Below are 12,323 nucleotides of genomic sequence, written 5' to 3' on the forward strand. Positions count from 1 at the left end.
GCCCGTGCGCACTCAAGTAGGTTACTTTTCGGCGACTCTGTGCACCATTCGCGATACCACACCACACAGTTATGTGAGTTGAAATTAAACACGTCGGGTGATATGCCAGGGCGGGGAGCCGATCGACGGCCGCGTGACGACGCGACCGATATCGGTTGCCGCGCGCGGTCCGAGAAGCGGCGAGCGCATCCGGGATCCACCCGGTCGGTCGAGCCGCGCGCCGCGGTTCGGGACCGCAGTGCCGGTCGGTCGATGGAGGGGCGTCAGTTCGGTCGCAGCGTGCTCTGTCTGCCCGGGATTGCGCTGTTGACGGCGACGAAGCTGGCAGATGCGCTCACCACGGGCGTCGGCCTTCAGTTCGTTCCGGTGGCGTACGAAGCCAATCCCGTCGCGAGCGCGGTGATAGCTCGTGTCGGCGTCGACACCGGATTGATCGTCAGTTCCTTCGGCTTCGTCGTCGGTATCACCGCTATCACCGAACTCGCTGCCGTCGCCGTCTCGTTCCGTCGGCGCGACGGGCACCTCGCCCCACTCGTCCGATTAGCCGGCTACGGGCTTCCGTCGGCGGTGTTCGCCGTCGTCTCCGTGTACAACACCACGGTGATAGTCGCGGGACTGCGAACCGTCGAACTGGTCTGACACTGCGTGGCATAGAACGGTCCCGTTGCGTGTCACAGAACGGTCCTGATGCGTGCCGCGAGACGGCGTCTCGCCGGCGGTTCAGCGTCCGTCGACGATATCTCTTGGGTGGGCCGGCTCGGCGTCGGAGACCGCGTCCCGCGTGGCGACCTCGGTGTGAAGCGTCGCGGTCGAGAAGGGATTCCACCAGCGACCGGGCGTGAGGTCGGTAAACGAGCGGTCACAGGCGGGACACGCCGGCTCGGTGAGCATCGAGAGGTCGACGGACGACTCGCAGTGGGCGCAGGTCCCCTGATCGATCCCGTGGTCGATCGCCTCTCGGCGTAGCTCGGCGACGCCGCGACGCGCGGTCGCCATCGCTTCGACGGTGTCGGTCGACCGCTCGACGTCGCTGAGTCGGTCGTCGAGGTCGTCGGTCCGGTCGATCAGCCGCTCGAACAGCGCTTCGATCTCGTCGAACTCGCGGTCCACCCACGCCTCGAACTCGTCGTGCGCCGATTCGAGCCCGGCGTGTGCCGATTCGAACTCGGTGAGCGTCTGCTCGACGGCATCGAGGCGGCGATCGAGGTCGTCATCGTCGACCGCCGCGTCGAGCTGCTCGACGCGTTGGTTGAGGCGCGTGATCTCGTCGGTGATGCGGTCCGTGAACCCGTCCTGTCTCGACCGCTGGTGTTCGACGTCGAGGGACAAGTCGGACACCTGCCGACGGAGTTCCGCGACGGTTTGGACCAGATCGAGTTGCGTCTGGAGTGAGTCGCGAAGCTCTTCGATCTCGGCGGCGTCGGGGTCGCTGCTCGGTGTATCGGCGGCGTCGGCGGCGTCCGTCCCGGAGACCGGTGTATCGGCGGCGTCGCCGTCGGAGGCCGACGTGTCGTCGGAACTGGCGTTTTCACCGCCGGACTCGACGTCACCGCCTGTCGGGTCGTCGGTCGCGGGCCACGGGGACGGGGCGGGGTCGTCGGGTGCGCGAGCACCGGCTGCGGGACGGTGACGGTTCGACGAACGCCACTGTGAAGGGGCGTCCTCGTTCGGCCTCGCCGACGCGCTGGGTTTGCCGGCGGGCGTGCCGGGGACGACGTCGCTCATCTCGTCGAGGACCCAGTAGGCGGAGACGAGCCGATCCAACAGTTCCCCCTCGTCGAGGTCGCGCGATTCCGCCGTGTGGCGGAGCCACTCTTGGAAGGTGTCGACGTCGATCGACTTCGGCTCGTCCGCTTCCCAAGAGTCTGACACAGGCGAACGGTTGCGTATCCAGTAGGTTAACCGTTGTGTCGCGACGAACAGTGACCACAATCGGACGATAGTTTTTTACTCTGAAATGACGAGGGTTCAGAAAATGCAGCAGTCGCAGCGAGTGGCAGACGGTCCCGCCACTGAACCACCGCTTCCGGAAACCGGATCACCGGGCCGAGCGCGGCCGCGACACGCCGCGTCGACGCCGTCATTCCGTCGATGAGCGACCCCGGATCGAACGACATCGAGTCGGAAACCGACACGGCGGACTCTAGAACGGACCGCCCCTCGCGGTTCAGGTCGCTCCGAGCGCGACTGGGCGATCTCGCGGGGACGTCGCCGTCCGACGATGCGCAGGGGGACCCGTCGGGCGTGTCAGGGCGTGAACCGTCGCTCGACTCGAACGGCGGCACCGGTCCGGACGGCAGTCCGGATCCGAACCGTAACCCCGAACGGATCGACGGGGACGAGACCACCGCGGTGGACGACTCGCCGGCACGTCACGACCGGCGTGACTCTACGTCCGGAGCGGACGAGTGGGAGTGGTCGACGGCGGCCGTCGATGCGGACAGCGACACGGGCGGTGACGGCGGCGGCATCGAGGCGCGCGAGTCGACCGATCCAATCGACACCGACACGCAGCCGACCGGCACCGACACGTCTTCGCACGAGCAGGCTGGCGATCACACCGGGCGAGTCTGGGATCGTGTCGACGAAGCCGGAGCCTCCGCCGACAGCGGACCGCCCGGATCGAATGACACGGGCGGCGGTAAACGCAGGCTTCCCGTCGATATCACTCCCGGGACGAGCGTGCTCGTGCAGGCCGAAGTACAGAACGATCACGCGGAACGCTCCTGTGACGAACTCCTCGGACTCAGCGGAAGCGGGGCGGCTCCCCGAGTGCTTCTCGTCCGGTATCAGGAGCTCGATCCGGATCGGCTGGCGCAGATCGCGGAGGGCGCAGACCGGTTCACGCTGATCGCGGTCGGCTACGCGCAGTCGGTGCCGGCGTCGGTCGACGACGCCGTCGACACCGTCCGGGTCACGAACCCGAAGGATATCACCCGGCTGGGGATTGTCGTCTCCGGGACGATAGAGGACTGGGCCGACGACGACCGACCGATCGCGTTCTGTCTCGACTCGCTGAACGTGGTGTTGAACTACCGGGGCGTGAAGAGCACGTTCCGATTCCTGCATGTGCTTCTCAACACGCTCCACAGCGGCGGGGCGGTCTCGCACTTCCACGCGGATCCGACGGCTGAAAACCGTCAAGACCTGAATACGCTCGAACCGCTGTTCGACGACGTCGTCGCCGTCGACTCGGACGGAGTACACGCAGAATGACCGGCCGTAGCCGTCGACGGCCGACGGGGAATCGAAGCGCGTCCGCAGCGCCGGACCGGACTGCGTCATCGGTTCGACCGACCGTTCCTCGCGGAGGCTGCTCGTGAGCGACGTCGACCGATCGATACGAGTCCGGGCGTTTCTCGAACAGTGGCTCTCGGTGCTTCTGATCGCGGCGGTGCTTCTCGCGGCCGTCGGCGGGTGGTGGAGCTATCAGGTCCACGCGAACCCAGACATCGAGCGGGAGTCGGTGACCGTCGGCCAGTGGACCGAATCGACCGCGTTCGACCACAGCTCAGTGGTCGTCAACGACTCGCTGGTGTTCGAAGAGGGCGAGCGCGTCCGGAACCGACCGGTGTACTACGTGAACCTCGCTGAGGAGCTCGATGTGACGTACAGGTACGCACACACCGCGTCCGAGGGCGCAGTCGACGTGACGACCGACGTCCGCCTCGTGTACCGCGGCGTGGAGGGAGAAGACGTCCTCTGGCAGTACGCGGAACCCCTCGCGAGCGGGAGCGACGAGGGGGTCACTGCGGACGAAAACCACACCGTCGACGCGACAGTCGACATCGACGAGGTGTTCGCGAACATCGACACGATCGAACGCCAGCTCGGCGCTGCCGGTACCATCGAGATCCGAGTGGTCGCCGCGTCGAGCGTCGAGGGCACGCTGTCCGGTCGAGACGTGAGCGCCACCTACGAGAGCGCGATGCCGATCACGGTCACCCAACAGACGCTCCGCGTCCTCGAAACCGAGACGATAGACGAGAGCGGTCAGCGGACCGACACCGTCGAGCGCGTGGTCGAACCCAGCGGGCTCGAAGCCGCCGGGTCGGTGCTCGTGTTCGTCGTCGGGCTCGCCGGGGCGGGCGGTCTGCTGGTCGCTCGCCGTCGCGGACTCGTCGACCTCTCGCCGGACGAGCGCGAGATACTTCACGTCCACCAGCAGGAACAGGAGTTCTCCGAGTGGATCACGCGCGGGACGTTCCCCTCGGAGCGGGAGTACGAGGCGACGGTCCTCGTCGACGATCTGGAGGGGCTCGTCGACGTCGCCATCGACACCAACAAACGCGTCATCAAAGACGAGCAGCTCGGCGTGAGCACGGTGCTCGACGGTGACTACGTGTACGTCTACGTCCGACCCGACTCGCCGGCTGAAGACTGGCTCGTCAACTACGCCGACATGACGATGGACGAACTCGAGCAGTTCGACGTGTGAGGCACACGAGCGCCGCGGAGCCGCGCGTTTTTACTCTCCCCCGACCTGTACTCGGACATGGACGTCGTCGGCGACCTTCTCGCACGCGACCGGCGGAGCCGCGACACCGCGCTCGTCACGGCCGACGGCCGCGAACGCACCTACCACGACCTGATCACCAACGCGTACAAGGCGGCGAACGTGTTGCGCTACCTCGGCGCGCGCGAGGGGTCGGTCGTCGCCCTCGCTCCCGCCCCCGGACTGCACACCGTGCTCGCGTTTCTCGGTGCCGCCCGTCTCGGCGCGCCGGTGCGATTCGATCCGGAGGCGGGAATCGCCGCCGGCGATCGCGTCGTGCTCGTGGCCGTCGACGACGAGCCGGGGGTCGACCCGAGACCGGGGACGAACCTCGTCGCGTTCGGCGGCCCGCCGGCGCGCCCGGAGACGACTCACTGGGAACAGGAGCTGTGGAGCGAGAACCCGGCGACTCCGCCGAGTTCGGTGACTCCGGACGACGCGGTGATCTGCGGGGCGGACGGCGGTGAGGAGGACAGGGACGCGGGCGACGGTGACATCTCGCACGGTGCGCTCCTCGACGCGGCCGCGACGGTGAGCGAGAAACACGACCTGACCGCCGGGTCGCGCGTGGCGTTCGGCGGGGATCTCTCGGACCCGCGGGCGGTGACCGCGGGGCTCGTCGCCCCGCTGTCGGTCGGGGCAACCGTGGCGCTCACCGATCAGTCGAGGTCTGGCGTCGAGATCGCGGCGTCCGTAGACGAGACGGACGAAAGCCCTCAGTCGGTCGATCTCGGGTCTATCGCGTTCCGCTGACCGGTCACTCGTATCGCCACGCCGCTCGGTTCCATCCGTTCGAGAAGCGTTCGATCGGCCCGGAGAGTCCGGCGCGGTAGCCGATCGTGGCGTCCGGAAACGCCAACGTCACGTACGGTTGTGCTCGCGCGAGCGCAGTGAAGAGTTCGAAAAGCGTCCCAGTGAGCGCCGCTCGATCGGACGCGCTGCGGGCGCGCTCGAAGAGCGCCGCGGCGTCGAACTCAGGGTAGTACCCGACGGCGTTGTACGGCGCTGTCGCCCCGTCGAAGCGCGCGGCGGTGGCGAGCGGGTTCCGAGGATGCGTGTTCGACCGGAACACGACCTCCATGTCCCACGGGGCCTCCGCGGTGACGCTCCGGGGGCCGGGATTGACCGCGGTGGGACGCGTCCACGCGACCCGTTCGCCCCGCACGTCGTCGATAAGCGCCTCCGGTACGTCGGCGAGGTCGCCGTCGGCGTCGCGCTCCGGCCTCGGCCGGTCGTCGACCGCGTAGTGTGCGGACGCGAACCGTTCGCGGGTGGTCCCCTCGACGGTCACGTCGATGCCGAGGGTCGCGCCGATCTCGTCGGCGACGAACGCGGCGACGCGGCGGCTCTCGGCGTCGCTCCGCCGGTACAGACCCAGCGAGACCCTGTCGCCGTCCGGCGTGACCATGTCGTCGCCGTCGAACCCGTAGTCGTGCGCCGACCGGTCGAACGCCCGCCGCGCGAGGTCGCGAGCGTACTCGCGGCCGTGTCGGTCGCCGGAGCCGTATCGCGGGAGCGCGTCCTCCGGCGGGTGGAACTCGCCGAACGGCGGCTGCCACGTAAACTGCGGGGTGGCCGCGCCGCGAAACGCCGACTCGATGAGCGCCTCCGTGTCGATCGCGGCGGACAGCGCCTGCCGAAACGATCGGTGTCGGAACAGGTTTCCGGGACCCGCGGTCCACCCGTTGTCGCGCATGTTGACCGCGATCCGCTCGGCGTGCGCCTGCGGGACGCGATCGATCGTGACCGCGCCGTCGTCGCGGTACGCACCGACCCGGTCGACGGGGATCGCCGCGGCGTCGATTGCGCCCGCGTCGAACGCGTCGAGCCGCGACGCGCGGTCGGGAAGCACGCGGACCGCCGCGGCGTCGAAGTGCGGCGCGCCGGCGAAGTGCGGAGCGCCGGCGAACGCCGACGAGACCGCTCCGTCCGGCGAGTCGACATCGGCCGTACCGAGGTAGTACCGGTCGTTGCGAGTGAACCGAACTACCTCCCCCGGTCTCCACTCGTCGAGAACGTACGGGCCGAGATTCCCCGCGAACCCGAGTTCGGTGAGCGTCCGATCCGTGCGGAGCCCGTCAGCGTCTCTCGCCTCGACGTACGGTTCGAGGAGGGCTCGGGGGACCGGATACACGAGCGGCTCGTAGCTCTCGGGCCACAGCAGCCGCGGTCGCGGGAGCCGCGCGCGGAGCGTGCGCTCATCGACGACCGAGACCGAAACGCCTCGCCAGTGTGCTGCCGCCGGCGACGCCGCCCAGTCGCGCTGGTGGACCTCGCGGACGAGGTACGCGAGGTCGTCCGCGGTCACGGACCCGTACGGGTCGCTGAATCGCAGTCCGTCGCGCAGCCGGAACGTCCACTCGCGGCCGTCGTCGCTAGAGAGGTCGTACAGCAGGGGGACGAACTCGTCGTCGCCGTCGAACGCGTACCCGGGATCGATCACGCGAGCGATCGCGTTGCCGCCGGCGTTCCCGGCGTTGTATATCGGATTGAGCGTCTCGATCGGCTCCGTGACTGCCGTGGCGTACGTCGCCGTGTCGGCGTCGGGCGCGCCGAATCCGAGGCTCGAACAGCCCGCGAGAGCCGCCGCCACACCGCCGGAAAGCGTCGAGAGGTACCGCCGTCGTCCGACTCCGCGATCTGCGCCCACACCGCCGCGTTCACGTCTCATTCGCTCACTCAGCGCACTGGTCTATAAAACGGTTCAGATACGCGGCGGCTCGCGCCGCGGATCCCAAAAGCCGTAACCCGTCGCGTGGAAACGCCGGTATGAACGAGGTCCATCCCCACCAGCGCGTCGCCGTGCTGGCGGACTCACAGAACCTGTATCACTCCGCACAGAGCGTTTACTCTCGGAACATCGACTACTCCGGCCTGCTGGAGGAGGCCGTCGCCGACCGGGCGCTCGTCCGCGCCATCGCGTACGTGATCCGCGCCGACTCACCCGAAGAGGAGAGCTTCTTCGAGGCGCTCCGCGACATCGGCTTCGAGACGAAGATCAAGGACATCAAGACGTTCGCCGACGGGTCGAAAAAGGCCGACTGGGACCTCGGCATGAGCCTCGACGCCGTCTCGCTCGCGAGCCACGTCGACACCGTCGTGTTGTGCACCGGTGACGGCGACTTCGCGCGCCTCTGTACGCACCTCCGCCACGAGGGCGTGCGCGTCGAGGCGATGGGGTTCGGCAACTCCGCCGCCGATGAACTGATCGAGGCCGCAGACGAGTTCGTCGACCTCGCCGAAGAAGAAGAGACGTTCCTGCTGTAGCCGACGGTCGGCGCTTCGTCCGCGACCCTACCGCGACCGCTATCACGTACTGCTATCCGAGAATCGTCGCGATCGACCGCTCGACGGCCTCTGCGGCGGCTTCGACCTCTCGCACCCGGACGTACTCGCGCTCGGCGTGCGCGACCGCGCCAGTCTCGTCCGCGAGGTCGCCGGGGCCGAACACGACCGTCGGTGCGGGCGCGAAGTACGACGCCTCCGTCGCCGCGCCGAACGGCCGCACCGCGCCGCCGCGGTCTGGCGAAAGTCCCGCGTCGTCGCCCGCCGCCCGCGCTGCGCCCGCGACGGCGTCGACAAGTTCGTGGTCGGGGTCCGTCGAGAACGCCTCGAAGAACGGCGACTTGCGGTCGGTGAGCGCCACGTCGACGCCGACGTCGTCGGGGACCGCCGCGCGGACGGCGGCGGCGAGCGACGACCGGAATCCCTCGGCCGTCTCCGGCGGCACGCTCCGGCGGTCAACCGTGATCGAACAGTCGGCGGGCACCTGGTTCGTCGCGTCGCCGCCGTCGATGACCGTCGGCGTGAGCTTCGGCGCGCCGAGCTGCGGGTGATCGTCGCTGTCGTCGTCGAACGTCCGGATCGCCGCGAGCGCGCCCTCGGCGGCCGCGATCGCGTTCGCGCCGGCGAACTCGGCGGCGTGTGCCGCGACGCCCGACAGCTCGACGGTCCCCTGGAACCGACCCTTGGCTGCGGTGCAGGCGTCGAGACCGGTGGGTTCGCCGACGAGGTATGCGTCGGCGTCGAGGTACGGATCGCTCTCCGGGAGCCTCCCCGTCAGCGCCGCCGCCCCGAGCGAGAGCGACTCCTCGTCGGGCGTGAGCGCGAGCGTGAGCCGCCCGCGATCCGGGTCTGCGGCGAGAAATCCGGACAGCAGTGCCGCGAGCGGCCCCTTCGCGTCGCACGACCCGCGGCCCCGGATCACCTCGTCCGGGCGCTCGGCCCCGTGACCGCGCTCGCCCTCGACCGCCGGGCCACGGTCGACGGAGACGTGCGGCGTCACCGTGTCGAGGTGCGTGTTCACCGCGAGGTGCGGGCCGCTGGCGGGCGCGGGCGACGTCTTCTCGGCGACGACGCAGCCGTCCGCGACGACCGCGCCCTCGACCCCGTGTGATTCGAGCGTCTCGACGACGAACGAGCGCATCGACTCGACCGACTCGTGTGAGGGAATCTGCACCGCCGATTCGAGGAACGCGACCGGATCGAACGACGCCGCGCCGGCAGAGCCGGACGCGAGATCGTCGCTCATCGCGGGTTCACCGGGAGCGTCCCGCTGAACTCGTGGGCGACGGGGCCGGTGAGCGTCGCGTGTCCGACGTCCGGAACGACGATTTCGAGGTCGCCGCCCGGCGGGCGGCTCACGGCTGACTCGCCCGCGATCAGTCCGAGCCGGCGCGCCGCGGCCACGACGGCGACCGCGCCGGTACCGCACGACTGCGTCTCGCCCTCGACGCCGCGCTCGAAGGTCCGCTGGTCGATGATCGCCGTCTCCTCGTCGCTCCCGTCGTCGCTCCCATCACCGCCACTGCCGTCGTCGACGACGGCGGCGAGGTTCACGTTCGCGCCCTCCGGGAACACGTCGGCGTGGCGCACCGGGGGCGCGAGCGCGTCGAGGTCGTAGCTGTCGATCCCGTCCGGGTCGTCGCGGCCGCCGTCGACGAACGCGACCGCGTGGGGAACGCCGGTGTTGACGGCGGTGACGGACAGCCCCTCGACGGGTTCGTCGATCAGTGGCTCGCCGGCGCGGTCGCCCTCGCGGGCGACGGGGACGCGCGCCGGGTCGAACGTCGGCACGCCCATCTCGATGGTGGCCGCGCTCGCGTCGTCGCTCACGGTGGCGTGGCGCGTCCCCGCCTGCGTGTCGATCATGAACTCGCGGTCGCCCGTCCGGTCGTGCGCCCAGCGGGCGACGACCCGCGCGCCGTTGCCGCACATCGACGCGGTCGAGCCGTCCGGCTGGACGAGCGTCATCACGACGCGGGTCGGGTCGAACCGCTCCGCGATACTCAAAAACAGGACGCCGTCGGCACCGCGGCGACCGGTCGCGCTCGACGGGACGGACCCGTCACCGACGGCGGCGTCGACCGTCACGCCCGTCTCGCGGTCGCAGTGGGCGCGCGCGAACGCCGCGCGGTCGCCGACGGTGTGGGCGTCCGCGTCGACGACGAGGAAGTCGTTGCCCGTGCCGTGGTACTTCTCCACGGGGACGGCGTGAGCGCTCATCGGTCCGCCTCCGGCGCGTCGGGACCGCTCCGGGGCGGCTCCCGCTCGACCGCCGTGAGGTCCGCGAGCGTCTCGCGGCGACGGACGAGCCGCGCCGTCCCGTCGGCGAGCGCGACCTCCGCCGGCCGCGGCCGGGAATTGTACTGATTCGCCATCTCGTACCCGTACGCGCCGGCGATCCCGATCGCGAGGACGTCGCCCCGCGCCGGGTCGGCGAGCGTCCGATCCGTGGCGAACGTATCTCCGGTTTCGCAGATGGGGCCGGCGACGGTGACGGGCCTCGTCGATCGCTCCTCGGGGGCCACCTCGCCGTCGGCTCCGCCGAGGTTACAGATCGGATGGTACGCGTCGTACATCGCCGGACGCAGGAGGTCCGTCATCCCGGCGTCGACGCCGACGACGCGCTCGTCCGGCGTCGGCTTCACGGTGTTCACCCGCGTCAGGAGGACGCCGGCGTCGGCGACGACGTACCGCCCGGGCTCTATCGCGAGGTCGACGCCATCGGGGAGCGGCGCGACCGCCTCGCGGGTCGCGTCGGCGACCGCGGGGAGGTCGAGCGGCGGCGCGTCCTCCTCGTAGGGGACGCCGAACCCGCCGCCGACGTCGACGTACTCGATGGCGAGGGGGCGCGGCCCCGCGGCGTCCCCGTCGGCCGTCCCGTCCGGATCCGTGATCTCACGGGCCAACTCACCCATCCGGGAGACGAGTTCGCGGTGGCTGTCCAACTGGTCGGAGTCGATCCCGGAGCCCGCGTGGGCGTGGATCCCGACCACCTCGAAGCGGTCTGCGGCCTCGCGGGCCGCGTCGGCGGCGCGGGCGTACGGAATCCCGAACTTCGCCGCGCCGCCGGTCGTCACCTTCTCGTGGTGGCCAGCGCCGACGCCGGGGTTCACGCGCAGACAGATCCGCCCGTCGTAGCCGCGGTCGGCGAGCCGATCGAGGGTGTCGAGCGCGCCGACCGTGATCGTCAGGTCGGGCTCGGCCTCGGCGACGCCGGTGACGTAGTCGAGGTCGCGTGCGGGCGGGTTGACCGCGGTGTAGTGGAGCCGGTCGCCGCCGAAGCCCGCCGCGAGCGCGCGGTCGAGCTCGCCGGCCGAGGCGCACTCCGCGTCGAGCCCGGCGTCACGGACCGTTTCGAGCACCGCGCGACCAGTGTGTGCCTTCACCGCGTAGCGCACGTCGGCGTCCGGAAACGCGTCTCGGAGGCGTGTGCAGTTCTCGCGGACGCGGTCGAGGTCCTGAACGTACAGCGGGGTGCCGTGAACGGCCGCGATCGACCGGAGCCCCTCGCCGTCCCAGTCGGACACGCGGCGGACCGCGGGGCCGCCCGCGTGGCCGCCGGAGCGGGAGCCTTCCGCCGTCCCCGAGCCGTCGCGGTCGGCGTCGCTCGCCGTCCGGTCGCCGGAGCCGCGGTCGCCGGAGCCGCGGTCGGAACCGACGTCGCTCATTCTCGGAGCGCGTCCTCGCGCTGTGTCGCCTCCAGCGTCTCCGCTTCGACGTGCGTGGCGACGACAGCGGGCTTGTACGCGCCCCCCTCGAACAGGTCGTGATCGCCGACGGACGACTCGACCATGCGGGTGAACGCCCGGCGCTCGGCGGGGAGGTGCCCGTAGAGCACCTCCTCCTCGACGAGGTCGTAGACGGGGATGCGCGGGGTCAACAGGGTGTTCTCGCCGACGATCGAGTTCTCGCCGACGCGGAAACCCGAGGTCACCCGACAGCCCGCTCCGAGCGAGACGCCGTCCTCGATTATCACCGGCGCGTCCTCGACGGGTTCGAGGACGCCGCCGATCAGGGTGTTCGCGCCGAGCTTCACGTTCGCACCGAGTTGCGCGCAGGAGCCGACCGTGTCACAGGAGTCGACGAGTGTGCCGTCGCCGACGTACGCACCCACGTTGACGAAGGAGGGACTCATCATGATGCAATCGCTGCCGAGGTACGCGCCCCGGCGGATCGCGGTCCCGTCAGGCGTGTTCCGCGTGCCGCGCTCGCCGAGGTCGGCGGTGTCGCGCAGCGGGAGCACGTCGTGGTAGCGCACGTCGCCGTACTCGCGGGGTTCGGTCGCGCGCAGCCCGAAGTTGAGCAGGATGCCGCGTTTTACCCACTCGTTGGCCTCCCACGAGGTCACGTCGTCGCCGGTCTTCTCCGCGGCGCGCACCTCGCCGGCCTCCAGCGCTTCGAGGAACGCGTCGAGCACCTCGGCGTCCGCGGCGGTCGCGTCGGCGGCCGTCAGGCCGTCCTGATAGCGGTTCCACAGATCGGATACGTCGGATTGGAGCGTCATTGCGTGGTACGTGGGCGAGCGGTCGTATTTACCCGTCGG

Annotated in this window: 11 protein-coding genes; 5 read left to right on the forward strand and 6 right to left on the reverse strand. The window is 70.1% G+C overall.

Annotated features, from left to right (window positions below):
• Nucleotides 1-102: 102 nt before the first annotated feature.
• Complete coding sequence (locus tag EP28_RS12045; RefSeq protein WP_049984251.1) at nt 103-639, forward strand: hypothetical protein; 537 nt, start codon at nt 103-105, stop codon at nt 637-639.
• Between the two features lie 81 nt (nt 640-720).
• Here EP28_RS12045 and EP28_RS12050 read toward each other — a convergent pair whose 3' ends face one another.
• Nucleotides 721-1,872 (reverse strand): hypothetical protein, encoded by a 1,152-nt coding sequence (locus EP28_RS12050; RefSeq protein WP_049984252.1) that lies wholly within the window; start codon nt 1,870-1,872, stop codon nt 721-723.
• 219 nt (nt 1,873-2,091) lie between these two features.
• Between EP28_RS12050 and EP28_RS12055 the strand changes: the two genes are divergently transcribed.
• From EP28_RS12055 to EP28_RS12065, 3 genes are all read left to right on the forward strand, one after another.
• Entirely contained in the window at nt 2,092-3,216 is a 1,125-nt protein-coding gene (locus tag EP28_RS12055) for a DUF7504 family protein (protein ID WP_049984253.1), read from the forward strand.
• A gap of 103 nt (nt 3,217-3,319) precedes the next feature.
• On the forward strand, nt 3,320-4,438 hold the full coding sequence (locus EP28_RS12060; RefSeq protein WP_049984254.1) for a DUF5305 domain-containing protein: 1,119 nt from the start codon (nt 3,320-3,322) through the stop codon (nt 4,436-4,438).
• Between the two features lie 57 nt (nt 4,439-4,495).
• Nucleotides 4,496-5,248, forward strand: a complete 753-nt coding sequence (locus EP28_RS12065; protein WP_049984255.1) for an AMP-binding protein — start codon at nt 4,496-4,498, stop codon at nt 5,246-5,248.
• Between the two features lie 4 nt (nt 5,249-5,252).
• Here the strand turns inward: EP28_RS12065 and EP28_RS12070 are convergent, their stop codons facing one another.
• On the reverse strand, nt 5,253-7,166 hold the full coding sequence (locus tag EP28_RS12070) for an ABC transporter substrate-binding protein (RefSeq protein ID WP_049984256.1): 1,914 nt from the start codon (nt 7,164-7,166) through the stop codon (nt 5,253-5,255).
• Nucleotides 7,167-7,264: 98 nt separating this feature from the next.
• Between EP28_RS12070 and EP28_RS12075 the strand changes: the two genes are divergently transcribed.
• Nucleotides 7,265-7,762 carry a LabA-like NYN domain-containing protein gene (locus tag EP28_RS12075; protein ID WP_049984257.1) on the forward strand — a complete coding sequence of 166 codons (498 nt, stop codon included), beginning with the start codon at nt 7,265-7,267 and terminating at the stop codon, nt 7,760-7,762.
• A gap of 52 nt (nt 7,763-7,814) precedes the next feature.
• Here the strand turns inward: EP28_RS12075 and EP28_RS12080 are convergent, their stop codons facing one another.
• From EP28_RS12080 to EP28_RS12095, 4 genes are read right to left on the reverse strand one after another with little or no spacing between them, the layout of a single operon-like run.
• On the reverse strand, nt 7,815-9,026 hold the full coding sequence (locus EP28_RS12080; protein WP_049984258.1) for a M20/M25/M40 family metallo-hydrolase: 1,212 nt from the start codon (nt 9,024-9,026) through the stop codon (nt 7,815-7,817).
• Nucleotides 9,023-10,000, reverse strand: coding sequence for a diaminopimelate epimerase (dapF, locus tag EP28_RS12085; RefSeq protein ID WP_049984259.1), 978 nt, complete (start codon nt 9,998-10,000; stop codon nt 9,023-9,025). Before dapF ends, EP28_RS12080 begins: the two co-directional genes overlap by 4 nt.
• Nucleotides 9,997-11,448 (reverse strand): diaminopimelate decarboxylase, encoded by a 1,452-nt coding sequence (gene lysA / locus EP28_RS12090; RefSeq protein ID WP_049984260.1) that lies wholly within the window; start codon nt 11,446-11,448, stop codon nt 9,997-9,999. Before lysA ends, dapF begins: the two co-directional genes overlap by 4 nt.
• Nucleotides 11,445-12,284 carry a 2,3,4,5-tetrahydropyridine-2,6-dicarboxylate N-succinyltransferase gene (locus tag EP28_RS12095; RefSeq protein ID WP_049984261.1) on the reverse strand — a complete coding sequence of 280 codons (840 nt, stop codon included), beginning with the start codon at nt 12,282-12,284 and terminating at the stop codon, nt 11,445-11,447. Before EP28_RS12095 ends, lysA begins: the two co-directional genes overlap by 4 nt.
• Nucleotides 12,285-12,323 lie beyond the last annotated feature (39 nt).

The sequence above is a fragment of the Halorubrum sp. BV1 genome (assembly GCF_000746205.1).
Lineage (GTDB): Archaea > Halobacteriota > Halobacteria > Halobacteriales > Haloferacaceae > Halorubrum.

Excerpts from the sequence above, each read along its gene's own strand:
- EP28_RS12065 (WP_049984255.1), top strand. The coding sequence starts at position 4,496 with ATGGACGTCGTCGGCGACCTTCTCGCACGCGACCGGCGGAGCCGCGAC.
- dapF (WP_049984259.1), bottom strand. The coding sequence starts at position 10,000 with ATGAGCGCTCACGCCGTCCCCGTGGAGAAGTACCACGGCACGGGCAAC.
- EP28_RS12070 (WP_049984256.1), bottom strand. The coding sequence starts at position 7,166 with ATGAGACGTGAACGCGGCGGTGTGGGCGCAGATCGCGGAGTCGGACGA.
- EP28_RS12045 (WP_049984251.1), top strand. The coding sequence starts at position 103 with ATGCCAGGGCGGGGAGCCGATCGACGGCCGCGTGACGACGCGACCGAT.
- EP28_RS12055 (WP_049984253.1), top strand. The coding sequence starts at position 2,092 with ATGAGCGACCCCGGATCGAACGACATCGAGTCGGAAACCGACACGGCG.
- EP28_RS12095 (WP_049984261.1), bottom strand. The coding sequence starts at position 12,284 with ATGACGCTCCAATCCGACGTATCCGATCTGTGGAACCGCTATCAGGAC.
- EP28_RS12075 (WP_049984257.1), top strand. The coding sequence starts at position 7,265 with ATGAACGAGGTCCATCCCCACCAGCGCGTCGCCGTGCTGGCGGACTCA.
- lysA (WP_049984260.1), bottom strand. The coding sequence starts at position 11,448 with ATGAGCGACGTCGGTTCCGACCGCGGCTCCGGCGACCGCGGCTCCGGC.
- EP28_RS12080 (WP_049984258.1), bottom strand. The coding sequence starts at position 9,026 with ATGAGCGACGATCTCGCGTCCGGCTCTGCCGGCGCGGCGTCGTTCGAT.